Source organism: Mycolicibacterium lutetiense, from assembly GCF_017876775.1.
Classification (GTDB): domain Bacteria; phylum Actinomycetota; class Actinomycetes; order Mycobacteriales; family Mycobacteriaceae; genus Mycobacterium; species Mycobacterium lutetiense.
Window position 1 is genome coordinate 1,553,941 of sequence record NZ_JAGIOP010000002.1, and the last position, 19,250, is coordinate 1,573,190.

15 protein-coding genes and 1 pseudogene are annotated in these 19,250 nt (G+C 63.1%); 5 read left to right on the forward strand and 11 right to left on the reverse strand.

Annotated elements, in window-relative coordinates; all coding sequences use genetic code 11:
* Positions 1-142 precede the first annotated feature (142 nt).
* The 5 genes from JOF57_RS16755 to JOF57_RS16775 all read right to left on the reverse strand — a co-directional run bounded on the left by JOF57_RS16755 (position 143) and on the right by JOF57_RS16775 (position 7,976).
* The gene (locus tag JOF57_RS16755) at positions 143-3,031 is read right to left on the reverse strand and encodes an MMPL/RND family transporter (RefSeq protein WP_209918290.1); all 2,889 of its coding nucleotides are present in this window, start codon (positions 3,029-3,031) and stop codon (positions 143-145) included.
* Positions 3,032-3,141: 110 nt separating this feature from the next.
* On the reverse strand, positions 3,142-3,876 hold the full coding sequence (locus JOF57_RS16760; RefSeq protein ID WP_209923436.1) for a YwaF family protein: 735 nt from the start codon (positions 3,874-3,876) through the stop codon (positions 3,142-3,144).
* Between the two features lie 42 nt (positions 3,877-3,918).
* Positions 3,919-4,896 (reverse strand): cutinase family protein, encoded by a 978-nt coding sequence (locus JOF57_RS16765; protein ID WP_209918292.1) that lies wholly within the window; start codon positions 4,894-4,896, stop codon positions 3,919-3,921.
* A gap of 175 nt (positions 4,897-5,071) precedes the next feature.
* Positions 5,072-6,520: a DUF1254 domain-containing protein gene (locus JOF57_RS16770; protein ID WP_209918295.1), complete on the reverse strand. Its 1,449-nt coding sequence runs from the start codon at positions 6,518-6,520 to the stop codon at positions 5,072-5,074.
* A 4-nt stretch (positions 6,521-6,524) separates the two neighbouring features.
* The gene (locus JOF57_RS16775; RefSeq protein WP_209918297.1) at positions 6,525-7,976 is read right to left on the reverse strand and encodes a DUF1254 domain-containing protein; all 1,452 of its coding nucleotides are present in this window, start codon (positions 7,974-7,976) and stop codon (positions 6,525-6,527) included.
* A 99-nt stretch (positions 7,977-8,075) separates the two neighbouring features.
* On the opposite strand from JOF57_RS16775, the gene JOF57_RS16780 reads away from it, so the two are divergent.
* Positions 8,076-9,068, forward strand: coding sequence for an AraC family transcriptional regulator (locus tag JOF57_RS16780; RefSeq protein ID WP_209923438.1), 993 nt, complete (start codon positions 8,076-8,078; stop codon positions 9,066-9,068).
* A gap of 340 nt (positions 9,069-9,408) precedes the next feature.
* Here the strand turns inward: JOF57_RS16780 and JOF57_RS16785 are convergent, their stop codons facing one another.
* Genes JOF57_RS16785 through JOF57_RS16795 form a run of 3 tightly spaced genes read right to left on the reverse strand, consistent with a single transcriptional unit; the run spans position 9,409 to position 12,087 of the window.
* Positions 9,409-10,464, reverse strand: coding sequence for a hypothetical protein (locus tag JOF57_RS16785; protein WP_209918300.1), 1,056 nt, complete (start codon positions 10,462-10,464; stop codon positions 9,409-9,411).
* Between the two features lie 58 nt (positions 10,465-10,522).
* Entirely contained in the window at positions 10,523-11,812 is a 1,290-nt protein-coding gene (locus JOF57_RS16790) for a hypothetical protein (protein WP_209918302.1), read from the reverse strand.
* Positions 11,809-12,087: a hypothetical protein gene (locus JOF57_RS16795; protein ID WP_209918305.1), complete on the reverse strand. Its 279-nt coding sequence runs from the start codon at positions 12,085-12,087 to the stop codon at positions 11,809-11,811. Before JOF57_RS16795 ends, JOF57_RS16790 begins: the two co-directional genes overlap by 4 nt.
* A gap of 116 nt (positions 12,088-12,203) precedes the next feature.
* Here JOF57_RS16795 and JOF57_RS16800 point away from each other — a divergent pair, with 116 nt between their 5' ends.
* Positions 12,204-12,431: a hypothetical protein gene (locus tag JOF57_RS16800; protein WP_209918307.1), complete on the forward strand. Its 228-nt coding sequence runs from the start codon at positions 12,204-12,206 to the stop codon at positions 12,429-12,431.
* 286 nt (positions 12,432-12,717) lie between these two features.
* Here JOF57_RS16800 and JOF57_RS16805 read toward each other — a convergent pair whose 3' ends face one another.
* Entirely contained in the window at positions 12,718-13,668 is a 951-nt protein-coding gene (locus JOF57_RS16805) for a hypothetical protein (protein ID WP_209918309.1), read from the reverse strand.
* A gap of 793 nt (positions 13,669-14,461) precedes the next feature.
* Between JOF57_RS16805 and JOF57_RS16810 the strand changes: the two are divergent.
* The 3 genes and pseudogenes from JOF57_RS16810 to JOF57_RS16820 form a co-directional block, all read left to right on the forward strand.
* Positions 14,462-14,596: pseudogene (locus JOF57_RS16810) on the forward strand (AAA family ATPase); the annotation flags it as partial.
* 427 nt (positions 14,597-15,023) lie between these two features.
* Positions 15,024-15,638 (forward strand): hypothetical protein, encoded by a 615-nt coding sequence (locus JOF57_RS16815; RefSeq protein WP_209918311.1) that lies wholly within the window; start codon positions 15,024-15,026, stop codon positions 15,636-15,638.
* Complete coding sequence (locus JOF57_RS16820; protein WP_209918313.1) at positions 15,631-16,770, forward strand: XRE family transcriptional regulator; 1,140 nt, start codon at positions 15,631-15,633, stop codon at positions 16,768-16,770. Before JOF57_RS16815 ends, JOF57_RS16820 begins: the two co-directional genes overlap by 8 nt.
* Before the next feature lie 5 nt (positions 16,771-16,775).
* On the opposite strand, the gene JOF57_RS16825 is transcribed toward JOF57_RS16820, so the two are convergent.
* Both JOF57_RS16825 and JOF57_RS16830 read right to left on the reverse strand, forming a co-directional pair.
* A complete protein-coding gene (locus tag JOF57_RS16825) occupies positions 16,776-17,201 on the reverse strand; it encodes a hypothetical protein (protein WP_209918315.1) in 426 nt (141 codons plus the stop codon).
* The gene (locus JOF57_RS16830; RefSeq protein ID WP_307870041.1) at positions 17,194-18,963 is read right to left on the reverse strand and encodes a hypothetical protein; all 1,770 of its coding nucleotides are present in this window, start codon (positions 18,961-18,963) and stop codon (positions 17,194-17,196) included. The genes JOF57_RS16825 and JOF57_RS16830 overlap by 8 nt, the downstream gene beginning before the upstream one ends.
* Between the last annotated feature and the right edge of the window lie 287 nt (positions 18,964-19,250).

A 19,250-nucleotide genomic window follows, 5' to 3' on the forward strand; every position in this document is an offset into this window, starting at 1 on the left:
TCGATCCGAAAAAGGGCGGCAAGTTCGAGCCGACCACCAAGGCCAAGCCGCCGCCACCGCCGCGGCCTGGGGGCAATAAGAAATAGTCAGACGGCGCTGCCCACGTACGAGTGTTTTCCGCTCACACGTGGGCAGTTTCGTTTTATTGCGCGGTAGTTGCGGCGCCTGCCCGCTGGTTGTTCAACCCGGCCAGCCGCCGTTTCGATGCGGCTGACTGGACGACCTGCGGCCACCAGAACCAGCGGCCCAGCAGAGCCGCGATCGCCGGGGTCATGAACGACCGCACGATCAGGGTGTCGAACAGCAGGCCGAGCGCGATCGTCGTACCGACCTGTGCCATGACCTTGAGATCACTGAACGCGAACGATGCCATGGTGAAGGCGAACACCAGACCTGCCGAGGTCACCACCGAACCGGTGCCCGCCATCGCCCGGATGATGCCGGTTTTCAGGCCACCGGGCAGCTCTTCCTTGAAGCGGGACACCAGCAGAAGGTTGTAGTCGGACCCGACCGCAAGCAGCAGGATGACCGACATCGCCAACACCATCCAGTGCAGTTCCAGGCCGAGGAGATGCTGCCAAACCAGCACCGACAGGCCGAATGACGCGCCGAGGGACAGCAACACCGTGCCGACGATCACCGCGGCCGCCACCACGCTGCGCGTGATCAGCAGCATGATGATGAAAATCAGTGACACCGCGGCGATTCCGGCGATCATCAGATCGTAGAACGAACCGTCCTTCATGTCCTTGTAGGTTGCCGCGGTACCCGCCAGATAGATCTTCGAGCCTTCCAGCGGCGTGCCCTTGAGCGCCTCCTTGGCCGCCAGCTTGATCGGCTCCACATGGTTGACGCCCTCCGGCGTCGCCGGATCGCCCTCGTGACTGATGATGAACCGCACCGACTTTCCGTCGGGTGAGATGAAGCTCTTCATCCCGCGCTTGAAGTCCTTGTTGTCGAAGGCTTCCGGCGGAAGATAGAACGTATCGTCGTTGCGGGCCTCATCGAAGGCCTTGCCCATCGCCGTCGAGTTCTCCTGCATGGCGGCCATCTGATCCTGCTGACCGGCCTGCGTGGCCCGCTGCGTCAGCATCATCGTCTTCATGGTCTTCATGGACTCGATCTGCTCCGGCATCAACGCGGCCAGCTGCGGCATCAACGTATCCAGGTGCTCGAGGTCGGGCAGCAAGTCCTGAACGTCATCGGTCAGGGGGTCGATCCCGTCGAGGGTGTCGAACATCGACCGCACCGCCCAGCAGAGCGGGACGCTGGAACAGTGCGGTTCCCAATAGAGGTAGTTACGCAACGGACGCAGGAAATCGTCGAAATTGCCCAGATTGTCCCGCAATTCGGCGATGTCGACGGTCATCGCCTTGGTCTTGGTAACCATCGAATGCGTGATATCTGCCATCTGCTGGGTCAGCTGCGACATCCGCTCCATCGTGTCGATGGTCTTCTGCATCTCGTCGGCCTGAACCAGCATGTCCGCCATCCGGTCCTGGTTGTACTTCCGGTTCATCGTGTTGAGCGTGCCCTGCCGGCTGAGCAGGAACGGGATGGACGTGTGCTCGATCGGGCGGCCGTTGGGCCGGGTGATGGCCTGCACCCGGGAGATTCCGGGGACCCGGACGATCCCCTTGGCGATCTTGTCGATCACGAGGAAGTCTGCGGGGTTTCGCAGGTCGTGGTCGGCTTCGATCATCAGCAGTTCCGGATTCATCCGCGCGGCGCTGAAATGCCTTTCTGCGGCGGCATATCCGACATTGGCCGACAGGTCGGAGGGCAGGTATTTACGGGCGTCGTAGTTGGTCTTGTACCCCGGCAGGGTGAGCAGACCGATGAGTGCCAGGCCCAAGGTCGCGGCCAGGATCGGACCGGGCCACCGGACCACCGCGATGCCGACCCGACGCCAGCCCCGCGACCGGATACTGCGCTTGGGCTCGAAACGCCCGAACCGGCTGCCGATCACGATGACCGCCGGGCCCATCGTCAGCGCGGCGACGACTGCGACGAACGTCCCCACCGCACATGGCACCCCCATGGTCTGGAAGTACGGCAGGCGGGTGAGGCTCAGGCACAACATCGCGCCGGCGATCGTCATGCCGGACCCGAGGATCACGTGAGAGGTACTGCGGAACATCGTGTAATACGCGGTTTCCCGGTCTTCGCCGGCACCGCGGGCCTCTTGATAGCGGCCGATCGCGAATATCGCATAGTCGGTTCCCGCGGCAATGACCATCAACGTCAGGAGGTTGACCGCGAAGGTCGACAGCCCGATAACCCCCGTGTGGGCCAGGAACGCCACGATGCCGCGGGCCGCGCCGAGTTCCATGAACACCATGACCAGCACCAGCAGCATGGTGGCGATCGAGCGGAAGACGATGAGCAACATCACCGCGATCACCAAGAGCGTGATGGCGGTGACCCGCGCGACGCTCTTGTCGCCGGCGTGGTGCTGATCAGAAACCAGCGGCGCCCCGCCGGTCACGTACACCTTGATCCCGGCCGGCGGCGTCGACTGGTTGACGATGTCACGGACCGCGGCCACCGAATCGTTGGCCAGCGTTTCGCCCTGGTTGCCGTGGAGATAGACCTGGACGTAGGCGGCTTTACCGTCGTTGCTCTGCGCGCCCGAGGCCGTCAGCGGGTCACCCCAGAAGTCGGCGACGTGCTGCACGTGTGCAGTGTCGGCTTCGAGCTTGTCGACAATGCCGTCGTAGTAATGGTGCGCTTCGTCGCCCAGGGGCTGCTCACCTTCCAGCACCACCATGGCGTTGCTGTCGGAATCGAACTCCTGGAAGTTGCTGCCGATCTTGCGCATGGCGATCATCGCCGGCGCGTCTTTGGCGCTCAGCCCGACGGTGTTCTCCTCGCCGACCTTCTCCAGCGGCGGGACGAGAGTATTCGTCAGGATGGTCAGAGCCACCCAGCCGAGCACGATGGGCACGGCCAGCACACGGATGCCCCGGGCGATGCCCGACCGGTTAGGGCCCTTGCCGTGGCTACTCGTCGCGTGCCCTTGGTCTGCCACAACCCGCCCCTTCGATCAGGCCACCGTCGCCCATTGGGACAGGTCGCAAGCGATACACATTCGCAATCGCGCGTAATATACCTAGCCTGTCAAAGTGTCAGTGTCAACAATCACATTGCGGGGCCGCTGACAGCACTTTCACAGCTTCGGCGGATCCGCTCCCAGGGCCAGGTCATCAAGGCCCAGACGATGAGGACGATCGTGACCTCGGCCAGCAGATACACCGGCCACGGGCCGAGTACGTCAAGCAGTGATGCGGTGGGCGGCTTCCGGTTGAGGTAGCCGTAGTTGGCGCCGGTGATCGCGTTGAGGGCGAGAGTGACGGCAGCCCACGCCAAAGTCGCGATAACGGCGAAGCGGTAGTCGCGCCACCGCGGTCGCATCCCACGCCCCCAGGTGAGATAGATGGCCGCCCACACGACGAGCACGTGAAGCGTGAAGAACGTGACGAAGAGATGGTGGGGAAAGTCCGGAGCGCCGTCCTTGGCCGTACCGATATCCGGTGTGATCAACGCCTGCGAGCTCAGGACCAGGCCCCAGTAATAGGTGAGGACGAAGGCCCAATGCCGTTGCGACCACAACGCGTACGCCGCCGCGAGTTCCGCAAGGTCACACAACTGCAGTGGTATCGAGGTGTCGACCGTGGGCTCGACGAGCTTGTATACCAGCGCCACTCCGAACGCGACGATGAGCAGCACCGCCAGAACCCGGCTCAGGATTCGGGCCTGCGATTCGGTCTGCCGCCTGCCGACCGCAACCAGGAGCACCGCGCCCATCGCGAACACCGCCAGCACGACCAAGTGCGAGGGGCCGTACGCTGCGAATTCGCGCTGCGCCGAGAACAATTGGCTCAACTCCCCATCGCTCGCCCACCCCGCGCAATCTCGTCAGCGGACCGCCGAGACCAAGCCGTATTCGGGAGACGGCGAGGACGGTGGGACTATCACCAGACCGGGCCCCGGTGGCTGCAGGCCGGACCCCGGCGACTCCGGGCTGTAATTCGGGGCCGGACTGTGCAGCGAAGTGTCCGGGCCCGGTGCCGGGCCGTACCCCGGGAGCTGGCCGTAGCCCGGCGGGGGCCCATACCCGGGTACCGATGTCTGCGGGCCGTACCCGGGACCCGACATCTCCGGGCCATACCCGGGCAACGTCTGACCCGAGCCGGCTAGGAGCTTGGATGCAGCGAAAGCCGCCGCCTGAGTGGTGTACACGGGGACGTAGCCCTCGGTATGCCCGCTCCATTCGTTGCCCTGGCCCTCGTGACAGATCGGATCCATGGGGTTACACAGGTCGATCGCCTTGGATCCGTACAGTGCGCTCTGGGCCGCTATCGATTGCTTGGTGCGGGTGCCGACGTCGCCGAAGGTGGTGATCGCGACAACGTTGTCCGCGTATTCAGGCGGGAGCGAATCGCCCCACTTGATGTTGCCCAGCGGGTTGCCGGCCACGATGTTGATCACACTCGCGCCCTGGGAGTACCCGCCCAGCACGATCTTGGTGTCGGGGCAGGAGGACAGCGTCGACTTGATGTGGGAAATCGCGTCTTTGGCACCGTCACCGCCGTGCAGCTGCAGCTTGCTGGCCTTGTAGTTGACCCCGTAGCTGTTGATCTTCAAGCCTGGGGTCTGCTTGCGCAGCGCATCGACGAGGGCATCGCCGACCCGGCCCATACCGGCCGGCTCATCGGTGCCGCGCGCGAAGACGACCTCGGCGTCAGCGCAGTCGTCGGCCACCGCTATCGGCGGCGCGGTCAGGCCGACGAGTGGGATACCAGAGATGAGAAGTGCAGCAGCGCCAAGCCCGACCCAGCGACCACCTGACCGCGCGCTGCCCTTCCGAGGGCTAGGTTTGCGGCAAGAAAACATGCCTCAACCTAACCCGTATCCAGGCAGGATGAACATTCTTGTCTGACGGACGGTAGAGATTCCGCCGCGACGACATGGTGCCGGCAAAAGAAAACAGGCCAAGGATTAGATCCCTGACCTGCATCTTCTGTCGTGGAGCTAACCGTCATGTTCGCGGTGTCCGGCTACGGCGGTGTCACGGGGTGCGCTGCGGCAACGGCGCCTTCCAGGTTCCGTCGATCGCCGCCTTCTCAGGCCAGTACAGCCGCTCGATCAACACGAACGGACCGTCCGGCGCCGGCAACCAGTTCGACTCCTTGTCCGCGCCCGGGGATTCCCGCTGCACGTAGAAGGTGTAGCCGCCGTCGGCATCCTTCTGCAGTGAGGGCAGCATCGGCGAGTTGATCAGGTACCGATTGATCGGATTGGCCACCAGCAGACTCTCCGGCATCCGGTACATGGTGATCGACCAGAATCCCTTGACCGGCGGAAGCTGGCCGGGGGCGAATCGATAGGTGTATTTGTTCGCACCGGTCAGCGTGGCACCCGCCGAATCCAGGCGGAAGATCGGATACATCGCCTCAGCGGCATCGTTGCCGTAGATGCCGTTGATCGCGCCGGCCATCCGGTACAGGTAATTGGTTCCCACCATCTGCCGGGTACCGAACATCTGCGCGGTCGTGACCTCACCCTTGTCGACCTTCGCCTGCACCTGGTTGTATTCGGTCCAGGCGTCGGTGAGCCCGTCCTGGAAGGCCTGCTGCTGATCCGCGGGCAGCGCACCGATGTCGAGTTTCTTGTCGGTGCCGATTCCGATCGACGCGAATTTCGCCCGGAGCTCCTTCTCCGAGTCCAGCACCGGCACGTACTTCAGCACGAAGTTGAGCGTCTCAAAGAACTTCGGCGACTTTCGCTGCTCATCTGGGGTCTGTGGAACCAAGAAGTCGATCGCGGGAGGCGCCGCGGGCGCCGCTGTACCGAGGAATTTCGACAGCGGTTCAGCTTTGTAGCCGGCCTGGATCGCCTTCACCTTGTCGATGTCGTTGGGGCCGAACAGCTGGGTTCGGTACAACGCGAGCACGAAGTCGGTCTCGGCGCGTAGCACCTCGTCGATGCCAGCGGGCTTTTCGCCCTTCCAGTTCGGGCCGGCGAGCAGGTACTTCCCCGCCTTGTTGCCGGTGGTGCGGCTGCCCAGGTAGCCCATGTTGTAGGTGTAGGCATCGATGAACTGCACCGAGTAGTACCGGTTGCTCTCCACCTCGGGCACGGTCAGCACCAAGGGCTCGGCGCGCAGATCCGCACCCAACGTCGAGTACGGGGTGTCCGAGTTCGGAGTCTGCACGGCGGTGTCCGCCGGGGTGGCGACGGTCGCAACAGAATGCAGGACATTCCAGGGGGCTCGGAACTGCGAACTCTGCTTGTCCTGGAAGTACGCGTACTGGATTCGGTAGTTGTCCACCATCGGATACCCGTAGATGTACGCCTGCTTCGCGATCTCCCGGATCTGAGCGGGGGTCACCGCGGCCTGCTCCTTCGAGTCCTTGCCCGCATCCTCGCCGCTACCGCAGCCGGTCAACGTGACCGCCAGCGTCGCCGCGGCGATAACGGCCGACCAACGGCGCCACGTGCCATTTCGTCTGGTCATGCGCTTACCCGACCTTCTGCGGGACCGGTGCGTGCCACGTGCCGTCAAGAGCGGCCTCCTTGGGCCAGTACAGCCGCTGCGTCAACCGGAACGGTCCTTCGGGCGCCGGCAGCCAGTTCGACTCCCACTCCGGACCCGGGGTTTCCCGCTGCACATAGATGGTGTATCCGCCATCGGGATCCTGCTTCAGCGTGGGCAGCATCGGCGAGTTGATCAGGTAACGGTTGATCGGATTCGCGACCAGCAGGCTCTGCGGCATCCGGTACATCGTGAGCGACCAGAACGCGTTTACCGGAGGCAGTTGTCCGGGCGCATAGCGGTAGATGTAGTTGTTCGCGCCATCGAGGGGAGCTCCCGTCGAGTCGATTGAGGCACTCGGATACATCGCTTCGGCCTTGTCGTTGCCGTAGATGCCGTTGATGGCCCCGGCCATCCGATACAGGTAGTTGGTGCCGAGCGTCTGGCGGTTGCCGAACAGCTCACTGGGTGAGAGCTGCCCGCTCTCCACCTTCGCCTGGGTCGGATCGTATTCCTTCCAGGCGTCGGTGATCGCCGCCTGGAAGGCGTCCTGCTTGTCCTTGCTCAGCGATGTGATGTCCAGCTTCTGGTCCGTACCGATGCCGATCGAAGCGAACTTCGCGCGCAGGTCCCTTTCGGTCTCCAGGACCGGCGCGAACTGCAGAACAAAGTTGAGGGTCTCGAAGAACTGCGGAGACTTGCGCTCTTCCTCCGCGGACTGCGGAACCACGAAATCCACTGCGGGCGCGGCGGCCGGCGCCGGCTTGCCCTCAAACTTCGACAGTGGTTCCGCCCCGTACTGGGCCTGAATCGCCTTGACGTTGTCGAGGTCGGAGGCCCCGAAGAGCTGGGTCCGATATGCGACAAAAGCGAATTCGGTGTCCGAGCGAATCACCTTGTCGATGCCGGCGGGCTTCTCACCCTTCCAACTCGGTCCCGCGAGTAAGTATTTGCCGGCATTGTTGCCGGTTGTCCGACTGCCCACGTAGTCGAAGTTGTACATGTACTGGTCCATGAACTGAAGCGAGTAATACCGCTTCGCGTCGATGGTCGGAACGCTCAAAACGTAAGGCTCCGTACGTAAATCGGCTCCGAAGAAGCTGTACGGCGTGTCCGAGTTGGGGGTCTGAATGGCGGTGTCGGCCGGCGTGTAAACCTGGGCGTTCGATTGAAGAGTGTTCCAGGGGGCCTTGTACTGCGGATTCTGCTTGTCCTGGAAGTAGGCGTACTGGATCCGGTAGTTGTCCACCATCGGGAAGCCATAGATGTAGGCCTGCTTGGCGATCTGCCGGATCTGGTCCGCGGTGACCTCTGCGGTGGGCGTGCTCGAAGCCGTGTTCGAAGCCTTGTCACCGCCGCAGGCGACCGCGGTCAGCGCGATCGCCGCGACGCCCACCACACTCAACCACCGTCGCGGCCAGAGCGCCTTGTTGTCCATCGCTGTTCCCCTCTTCTGTCACCCGACCCCCGACCATCCTTGCCTGAACCAACCGTGTCTGTCTTGACTTTCCTGGACATCTTCTTGACCGTTATGGACATGCAGTTGATCCAAGGATCATCGCTGGTGGGGTTCAAGGGGCTCGCCGCCGCCCATGGGGGCGACCCGGCCGCGTTGCTGGAATTTGCTGGCATCAACCCCGCCGATGCCGGTCAACGTGACCGCTATATTCCGTTGCGCAACGCCATCGCCGCGGTCGAGAGCGCAGCCGCGGCACTGGGTGTGGATGACTTCGGGCGTCAGCTCGCGCTGCGGCAGAGCATCGATATCCTCGGCCCGGTCGGTGTCGCGGCGCGCACCGCCACCACCGTGGCTGAAGCGTTCACCATCATCGACACCTACATGGGCGCCTACAGTCCCGGCATCACCGCCCGCATCAACTCGCACACCGACGAGACGCTGCGCCGGTTCGAATTCGAATTCCTCCTGTACCCGACGCCACCACAGGCCCAGGCCATCGAACTCGCCCTCGGCGTCACCATCCGCGTGCTGCACCTGTTCCTTGGCACCACCTACCGGGCTGTTTCCGTGCACCTGCCCCACCCCGCGCTCGGCACCAGAACCGACTACCGCCGCTACTTCGGCTGCCCAGCGCACTTCAACGAACCATTCGCCGGATTTACCCTGCGCGCCAACGACTTACAGAGCCCACTCAACCACGATCCGCTGGCACATCGGCTCGCCTTGCGCTACCTGTCCAGCACCCGCGCCGAGCACGCGACCGGCTTCACCGACACCGTGCGCGGCATCATCCGCCAACTCCTGCCCACCGGAGACCTGACCGCCGAACTCGTCGCCCGCCAGTTCGGCATCCACCCCAAGACGCTGCAACGCCGCCTCGCCGCCGAAGGAAGCACCTTCGGCAAGATGATCGATCAAACCCGCCGCGAACTTGCCGAGCGCTTGTTGCTCGACACCGATCTGCCCCTCGCGCAGCTGTGTCGCCAACTCGGCTACGCCGAGCAGAGCGTGCTGACGCGAGCATGCAGACGCTGGTTCGGCATGACCCCCACCGACTACCGCAACCGGTGACCACCCTGTGCCCGTCACGGCGTGCGCCGTCGCGAGTACGCAGCTCGTCGCCCGGATGAGCAATTCTCTGCACCACGACTATCCGCATGAAGAAACCTCCTTGCCGACTGTGCATCCAGTGGCAACCCACGGGAATGACACATTTTGCTGTCGGCAAGGAGGTCTCAAATATGAAGTTATCTGGGTACTACTGGTGGAGCTAACTGTCATGTCCACGATGTCTTCCGTGTCATGTGTATGCCGTTCCATGCGGGTTCCAAGACAACGAGTGTCTTCCTTAGATCAGATCGACTCTCCGAATTCCGCAGAAGCGGAACTTCTTGTTCGCCACCCCCACCTGCTAACGACGGTCGGTGCCCGCGCGTGGAAACAGCACCGCCGGGTCCACCGTGCGGACCAACGCCCGCTGAACGGACCGCAGCAGCACGAGGGCTTCGACGTCGGTGAACGGGTTAACCAGCTCGAACTCCACCCCCGCGCCGATCATGTCGCTGACCCAGCTGATCTCGGCCAGGAACTGGATACGGGTCCAGTCCAACGTCGACAGGTTCGGCCTGTTGCGGCTGAGCTGGTCGCGGAGCCGGGCAACGTCGGAGTCGAAGTCGGCCCTATCCGTGTAGCCGAGCGCTTCGATAGGCACCGGCCGCCCGGCGGCGATCCCACCCCACACCGACAGCGCGGTGTCCAAGAACCGCTTCTGCTCCCCGGACAGCTTGGGGCCGCCCTTGGCTGCACGTTTCAGTTGCTCGGCGTGGTCGGCGGCTGCTGCCGCAACATCGGCCGACGTGGCACCGATGTGTTGGATGAATGCGTCGCTCGTGGCTGCGGCGAGTGCGCCGATCCCGGAACCGAGCCGCATCCGGGGCCCTGCGGCGGCCGCGAAGATCTGCTCGACCACCAGACCCTGCCGCGGTTCCGTCGAACCCCGCAGATGCGTGCAGTACTCGACCCACAGCGACTCGTTGCTCGCCGTGATGTAGCCGCTCGCGCGCACTCCCCACACCCCGGGCAGCTTCGGCAGCACCATCTCGCTGGTCCGGACTCCTTCGGCATTCCAGTCCCGAAGGCCCCTGTCCACATAGGTGATCAACTCATCGGGATCCGGCACGCCGGTGAACCGGAAGGCGCTGAGCGCCTGCACTCCCGCCCACCCCGGCCACCCCACGACCGTGGCTCCCACGACGCGCAGCGGCGTCGCGGCGTCGCCTGCGACCGACAGCGTCTGCCATCCATCCGGTATCGGGGTGTCGGTCAGCCACACCGCCTCCGCCGGCGGCAACGGAGCCCACCCATTCACCTGGGCCGAGATGAAGTCCAGCAGCGAGGACTCGGCCAGGACACGATCCCACGGGGACTCATCCCCGTGGCGGTGCCCGAACGCCTCGGTCTCACTCATCGCGCATCACCCCGATTCCAGGTTCCAGCATCCGCATCTCCTTCACGACGAGTCACACTTAGCCCGGCGCCAACAGCAGGAACGCCAGTATCCCGGCAAGCCCCACTGCCCCCACTGTCGCCGCGGGCGCACTGATCTGCCCCGGGTTTAGATCCACACCCGGGCCGGGCATCAACGGGGTGTTCGGGAGGATCAACGGCCCCACCGGCGACACCGGGGTCGCCGGAAGCGACGGGTTCGCCAGCCACGGAGGCAGCCCGCTTGGATCGGCGGGCAGCGGCGACGGCAGCGGGCCCGGCACGTGTGGGGCGGGCTGCGGCAGGGGAGCCTCCACGGGGTGAGGCAGCGTCGGCGGGAGGTTCGGAGGGGCGCCGATGATGGGCGCAGCACCCCCGACACCTCCGATCAGCCGCAGGAACTCGTCGAACCCTCCGGTCGGCCGGTAGACCGTGCCCCCGTCCCCGGTCAACGGGTCGTGGATCACGACGATGCCGTCCTTGTACATGGCCGTTGACGATCGCCCAGGAATCTGACCCACGTGCAGCGACGGATCGGATTGTGGGTTGCCCGTGAGCATGTCGTGCACCAGCTTGGCCAACTGGTCTTGCGTCATCCCCTTGAAGTCGCTGAAGTGCTTCTGCCAGGCGTGGCCGTAGGCGATGCGCTGCGCGTCCTCCATCACGGGGTCGTCGCTCCACCCGCCCGGTGGTTGTGGCAGACCTGGATCAGAAGGCGGTGGGTCCAGCTTGAACGTGTGGTCGACGAGATCGATGTGGGCGCTGTTCCCGCCCTGCTGCGCGTCCTCGCCGTCGAACTGGATCGCCTCCAGCTCCGCGGCTTTCGTCTGCAAACGCTCCCCGACAAAGGAATCGGCCTGAATGAGACGCTCGGCGTACCAGCGGATGTCCTCGGCGTGCTCCTTGGCCGCCTTGTTCCGCTCGACGATCGTGTTGATGTCATAGCGGCGGGAGTCGGTGACCGTTAAGTCCTCGGCAACCGTGAACCCGTCGTTCTCGGCCTCGGTGATCGCCCTGACTGCTTCCTGCTTGGCCGCCCGGACATCATGACCACCGTTCTCGGCGATGTCGGCGGCCTCGTTCTGAACGGTGGTCTGCTGGCGCACGACCGCGGTGTCTGCGGTCACCCTGTCGAGAGCGGCGTCCTTCGCGTTGCCCTCCCACGTGGTTCCGCCGGGTGAGCCGACGTTGCGGCGGTGCTCGTCGAACAGTGCGACAGACTGGACACCCATGCTCCGCAGTTGTGTGGCCGCGTCGTCGAGGTGCTGGGTCGGCCACTCTTCGATCTCAGACCGGCTGAGGGCACCCGAGCGTGAAGGGACTGCGCTCACACGGACACCGTGGTGATCGCGGCGGCGCCGTCGTCGTCCGTGGTGTCGTAGCGCGCGCCGCTCACCGAGAGGTCATCGGCCTGGCCGGAGACGCGGTGCGACTGGCGGGTGCGGACGGACTGAGCGGCGGCCAGGATCGCGGCCGCCCCTGCCTGACTCGGAGCCGTACCCCGTCCGCCCCCTGCCGTCCCTGCGGCCAACTCCGCAGCTGTCGCATCGCTGCGGGCGGCCGAGGCTCGCAGGCCAGCAGCGTTCACGTTCAGTTCGTTTGCCACGGCACCCCCCACCGAACCAACACTGGCCGTGAGCCTAACTCAGGACTTGAACTGTCATATTCGCAGTGTCTTCCGTGTCATCCGGCGGACCAAGGTCTTTCTCAACCCTATCCATTGTGTCTTCCGGCACCGCGCGCTGCGCGTTCAGGCTGGAGACCGGAAAGGTAGTCCTCGATCTCTCCGGCACTCTGGGTGAGGCTGTCGATCCGCCCGCGGAGGATGTCGAGTTGGTTGCGGAGCTCGGGCTCGACCATTGGGGCGGGCTCGCAGCACTGTCCCGTCGGTGCCGCGCAGGGCACAACGGTGCGTATGACAGCGACGCGACACCGAGGGTCTCGGGTTAGCGATGGCCCGCCGGACGCTCTCGCTCGCGACGATGCGCACCGCCGGCACAGACACTTTCGTCGTCGCACCCGTGTTACGAAGAAGTACGGGCAGAGTTCGGCGTGGACACCCAGACCTCGGGGAGCGAAGGACGCCCTGACCACCATTGACCACGCACTACTTCGGCCAATGGACTCACCATGCCCGGCCAGTTCGAACTAGCGTTTCCACCCAACGCATTCGAAGACTTTGGCGCGTTGGCGCGCCTTGATCACGCGCTGAGTACGCCGCGGTCCGGCAAGTCGCCTACCTCGCGGCCTTTTTATCGGCACGGAAGCCGGTCTTGGTTAACGACCCGGTGAATAGATCCTCATTCAAAAGGTAGAGAATCTGCGGGACATCATCTGCCGCTACTACGAGATTTCCCGCTGCGTCCAGGAATCGCGACGGATCCATCTCGTTGCCTTCCATCGCGGTACGCAAAGTTTCGGTCGAAACCGATGAGAGATGATCACGGCGAACAATTGCCTCCAGTCTGGCCTTCAGTCGCGAGTCCTTCACAACCCTCTGAGAAAACGACTCCTTACTCTCCTCGGCAAGCGAAACGTGTGTCGCAAGTTGGTCTATCCACTCCGGAATTTTCTGTGCGAGAGTTTCCTGATCTCGGAAAAACGCCGCAAAAACAGTCTGACTCAAGATGTAGACGTTGCTTCGTATCACCGCCAGATCAACCCATTCATCGAACGCAAATATTGGATCGTCAACGGTCTGTAGAGTGTCAGATAGCGTTGAATAAATTCGACCTCGCTTCAACCCTCTGCGAGGGTTACTGCGCCTAATAAAAACAGAGCGATCACCGGGCGCACCTACGACAATTGCGTAAAAGCTAACGTCGCCCGTAGGAAGATGCCTTGGATTAATAGCTTCTAGACGCTCCGCTTGAGCCAAAACCTCCAAGAACCTCTTACCGTCATGATCACTGGTCAGTCGTGGCGCATCACCAACCTCACTGGCATCGATCACAAGAAAGGTCTCCGGAGACAAATCCGCCTCGGGGGTCCAGTCTGCCGACTCACGATCACCCAGATCCTGAATTGTCCGTTGCACTACCGACCTAAACTCGTCGGCTACGCTCGACCCGAGAAGAACCTGCCGGACCTTGGTATTCCGACCAACCGTCCAGCCGACTGCCAAAGTTATAGGTGATGGCTTTGCGAAATTAACCGCCGAAATTGCTTGCTGATGAAGGTCAGTCACTACACTCTCGCTTTAAGTTGACTTTTTACACGGCAATGAACGTTTGCGACGAAACCGGCGCGGCCACAATAGCAGCACCCGCCCGAGGCTTCGATTTAGATATGATAATTATTCCTTCACCGGTAAGCGTGTTTGCGTTATACATATTGTAACCAAAGAGGAGTAGACAAGGATTGACCAGAGCCACTTCGCTACGGGCAAGAATTAGACCGACGAACACCATGAACAATACATACGCAGCAAGGGTCCAGTAATCCTTTACGCTGATGAACAGGAACGGAAACACGAATGTAAGTAGATATGTTGGAACCTGCAGAGTTTCATCCTTTATGGTTCCGATCTCGATCGGAACGGGCTCTAGCGATCGACGTCGCGCTACAGTGATCAAACCAGAAGGGAACAACAATGCCGCGACCGCCACAATACATATTCCGACTACCGGCTTTTCCCCGATGTAACGAATCCCGACGACCAATACACCCGGAGAAAGTGATGATAGAAACAACCAAACGCGAGTCATATAATGTCAGGCGGATCGACTCTGGGAATCAATCGCTCGCTGAGCTCGGCAAAATGCATGGCGCCGAGACAGCCCAGTGAACGTCTGCAGAACCTCGCCGCCCTCGCACACATGAGCATGCGCCACCAGCAGAGGGCCTCGTCCCGTGTGAATCCTCGGCAGTTGCAAGTGGCCCAGCGGCCGGTGACGAGTCATGGCCCAATAGTGACAGCAAGGTCCGACAGGCAGGGCACAAATCGGCCGTCTTCCGAACGGCTAGCCAACCCGGGAACCTCAGCGCCGATCGACCGGATCGTCCATCACGCCGATGTCATCGCGCTCAAAGGTGCGAGCTACCGCGTCAAACACACCGCGATCGAGTCACTGCCCTCCGTAGAAGTCGATCGTCAGGCAGACTCAACCCCGTAAACCTGCTCACTTTTCGACCGGAGCAGGCTGCTCAGAATTCAACCGGAGCTGACAGCAGATTCGACTTGTCCGAGCATCATCTGCCAGAGAAGACCGTGTGAAGTCGCTTCACAAGGTCGATCAGGACGTCCTCGCCATCCGCTGCGATCCCGTCGGCGAGCACGATCTGCGGCCTGCGACGATCCGCTCGGCTCCGACCCCTGGGTCGAACCGGAGTTCCGGCGAGAGCGACACGTCCTTCGAGAACGCCACCTCGCACGTGCCGCAACTGGATCCGGGTGGAGGCGATCCTCTGCATAGACCGCAAGATTCGGGGGCCTTGCATGCGCCTGGTCGGACGACAGCCACTCCCGACGATGAGGCATCGGCGAATCGCCATGTTTCATTCGTTCTAAAAAATTAGCATGAGGCGCTGTATGATCAGGCGATGAGCAACATCCCCGAGGTCCTCGCTCAGCGCATCGGACCGCTGGTCGATCCATTTCACGAGGCATTTGAGCGTTCCCGACATCGTGTGGATACGGACTACCGAGGCCTGGTGGGCGAAGATCAGGAATGGCTTCGGTCCCATGCCATTCGCGGACTCCTTTACCAGGAGTTGACGGCCAGCGTGAAGCTGCCGGAAGGATGGGGGCTGGCGGGTAACCACCGGCAGAACGGGATGGTTAACCTGACGTTCGGCTCAGGTGAGGTGACTCTTCGCGTCGTTCACCGACTCGGCGACGTCGTCCCTCCAGCTGGCGGTAACACGGGTCGCCGGGCGTTCTACTCAAATCGCGCGATCGCCGACATGTCGGACCCAATGATGATCGAGACGCACCGCATGCTGCTCTGCTGGGCGGACCCCGATCATGAAGCAGCCTTCGAACTCGACGTAGTCCGCCCCCTCAACGCTGGAAGCATCCGCACGGAGGTACGCGCCGACATCGCGATCCCCCTCCCGCGCGCGCGCACTGACTTCGAGAACCTGAGCTTCGACACGTTCGACGACTCGGAGGAGCTGAGTTTCGAGATCGATGTCGCCGACTCCGACGATGAGTAGCGCGGACCGCGGTCTGCGCGTGGCGCAGCTCCGACGGCTGCTCGCGATCACGCAGAAAGATCTCGCCGAGGCCACGGGCACGGCATCGGCGAACCTATCCAACATCGAGAATGGCCGCGCGCCTTTGACGACCGAAATGGCCAACCGGATCGCCGCGGCGACGGCGACGCCCGTCGAGTTCTTCGACCAGCCGGCGACAGGAATACTCACCGCTGATGAGATGAACTTCCGAAAAAACACGAAGGTCTCTGCTCGCGGGACTGCGTTCGTCGAGCAGTCCTTCAGCGAGATCGTCAGGATTGCTGATCGGCTACGCGACGCCCCGCTCCGTGTTTCGACATTCGCTCTACCCATTTTGTCCGCTGACGAACCCGTGCCTCTAGGCCGTATTGAACAGGCCGCGGAGGACTTCCGTCGTGCCGCAGGGCTCTCCCCGGGTGATCCTGTGCGCAACGTCATCAGAACGGCGGAGCGCGCCGGCATAGCGGTCGCACCTATCTCAGCCCCTGTCGACGAAACGGAGAAGCTCCTCGCAGGTCACAACGGGGTGTCCTCAACCAGGGGTGACCGCGCCGTCTTGAGCTACATTTCCGGCAGCACCGGGGACCGCCAACGGTTCACAGTGGCGCACGAGATTGGCCACATCGTGCTGCACAAGAATCGCGCCGTCGCAATCAAACTGCGCGAGCAAGAAGCTCACCATTTTGCCGGGGCAATGTTCCTCCCCCGTGATGTGGCGAGTAGGGAGATCTCCGAGACGTTGTCGCTGCATGGCTTCATGCGGTTGAAGGCACAGTATGGACTGTCGATCCAAGCCGCCATCGCTCGGGGGAGAACGCTGGGACTGATCTCGCAAGAACGTCAGCGCTCGCTGATGATTCAGATTTCTAGCAGAGGATGGCGTAAGTCCGAACCCGTCGACGTTCGCCCCGAGAACCCGATGCTGCTGTGGTCGCAGCTGGTGGCGACGTTCGGACCGACCCCCTATCTACCGGCAGCGAAGGCGCTGGGCGTTGCCCCAGGGTTCCTCCACGACTGGATCCCCGAACGCAACTCTAAGTCACGACCGTCCTCGTCTGGCGAGACGCAGTCCAGTGACAACGTGGTCACACTCACAAGCCGCAAACGCTGACCCGCTTACTCGCCCCGTTGCCCCCGCCGGATTCGCGTGACAAGTTCGACTTCAGGTCGCTCGATCTGGGTGTCAAGGTGCCGCGCGAACAGTGCGATGGCGAAGCGGTCGAGCTGGTTGTGTAAGTCGCGGTTCTTCTGGCGCAGTTCGGCGATGGTCTGCCGATCGTTGCGGAGCGCAGCGTCGTTGAGGCTGTCACCTCTGGTCAGGTTCGCGGTGACCCGTTCGAAGCGACTGTTGAGCTGATATGAGCTGTTCTCGGTTCGGTCCTGCACGAAGGCGCGAGCAACGGCATCGTGGCTTCTGCCTGTGAGCGCTTCGATCTGCCGTTTGGTGCGCGGCATGTCGGCGCTGTTCTCGATGGTGGTGATGGCGTCGGCGATGGCCTGCATCACGGCATCGCTGACACGCTTGCGCGTGGGGCTAGGCATGTTCGTCCTCCTGGTCGGGGTGGTCGTCGTACAGGTCGTCAGAGTCGTCGGCAGTTCCGGTGAGATCGCGGCGGATGCGGGCAAGGTTTGCGCGGTCTCGGCGCATCTGTTCGCCAAGGACCGGATGGCCGCGCTGTTGATCGAGGTAGGTGTCGATGCGGTCGATGGCGCTCGTGATCACGCCGACGTGCGCTGGCCGCAGGAGTGCGTTGGTGCAGTCGACGCCTACGCACACGTGGTCGCCGAGTTTCGGGCGGTCTCCGCCGCAGCTGCTGGTTGCCGGGCTCCACATGCAGTCGTTGGTGAGCCCCAGGTGAAGTCGCTCCGCGAGCGTCGCGGTGAGTCGCTCGGCGCGATCGGGACTGGCGATGATCTGTGCGCGGAAGCCGGTGACGTGGTGTGCCGCTGGCCCGGCTACGGGGCTGTCGTCCTGCAGCAGCGTGGCGGCGTCGCTGTGCAGTACCCGTTTGCGTTCGTCGTCCATGAGTCGCACGGCGCGCTGTTGCCCATCGCTCATGTAGCCGGTGGTCATCCGCCAGGCGCTGTGTCCCAGTTGGATTCCCAGTCCGAGCTCAGCTCCGGGGCGGATGGTGGCGAAGACACTGAAAGCGCGGCGTAGAGATGTTGCGTTGATCGCCTGGCCTTTCGGGGTTGCAATGTGTTCCAGGCCGAGCCCTCGTCCGCGCCCGGGTCGGCCGGCGGGGTCGTCGTTGACGAAGGCGATCAGTCTGGCGATGTCTCGGTTCGGAGCGTAAGAGCCAGCGTTGCCACTGCAGCGGGCGAACAGGTGCGTGTCGTGTCTGGACAGGTTGCCCAGAACTTCTATTGTCCGGATCACGGGTCGGGGCGCCCACCACGTTCCGCGCTCGCCGTCAGGATTGTCGTTGCCCTTGTGCTGGATGCTACGTAGGGCGGCGAGACCGTCCTTGGTGGTGTGGCTATCGCGTGTCAGTTCCTGGATCTCACTGTCGCGCATGCCGGTAAGACTGGCGATCAGGACGTAGCAAGCAGCGCGGAGGACGCTTTCGAGATACTCGGTTTCGCCGAGGCCCAATTCGTCTACCCAGGTGCTATTTGTTCCATCGGAGTGGGAAACGACGGCCGTCGGGATGTGAAGTCCTCCGAAAGTCGCCCGCTGCGGGTCTGCCGCCGCCTTCGTGACGAGTGCCACGGCGTCCGGCATGTATTGGTGGCTCGCCCGGCTGAGGACGTTGGCGTTGATGCCCAGAAGCCGTTCCAGAAGTGTGGTATTCGCCTCTCCTCGTTGGTGATTGGTCCGGCCGAACCCGGTGTGAAGAGGAAGTAGACCACGCTGTTCGGTCCAGTCGAGCAGCGCGTTGTACGCGTTTGCTCCAGCTGGACCGCGTGGCTCCTTCGGCAGCCCGGCCCGAGTCTCGGCCGCAGCGATGATGTCAGCGCTGAATCGGTCGACGACTGCCCACGATGCGGTGATGAGCGGCGCCCAGGTTTCCCACGGGAGGGGCGGCGTGGTGTTCTCGGTGTGCGTGACTTCACCGCTGACGCCGGAAGCGCTGCGACCGGCCCAGGGGAAGAAGGAAAGCGCATCGGGCAGAACTGCCTGGCACTCCCGGAGCAGCCGCAACGTGGTGACGTAACCACGGATAGTCGTCGCGCCGAGTCCGACGCCGCCCACGCGGTGCTGGCCAGTGCGGAGGTCATCCAAAAACCGATCAGCATCGGCTTGGGTCCAGTCGGCGAAGCGGGTGATGCCGCGGTCCTCGGACCACTTGGCGATGACCACGAGCTTGAGAAAGTGGTTGTACACCCCTGCTGCTGGTGTTCCGTCGCCGCGGAAGACGACTCCCGCCTCTACGACGGTTTCGCGGTCGGGGGCTGCGACCGTCATGAGAACGTTCTTGATGGCGGTGCGGTGCCTATCCGGAGCGCCGGCGAAGTGGATGTAGCGCTCTCCCATGTTGACTCGGTTGGCCACCAGGGCGAGATCCCACGGTTCGTCACCATAACGTGGACTGCCGGAAACGTGGGGCCAGACGCGAGTCGCCGCGGCAAAGGGGTTCCTCCACGATG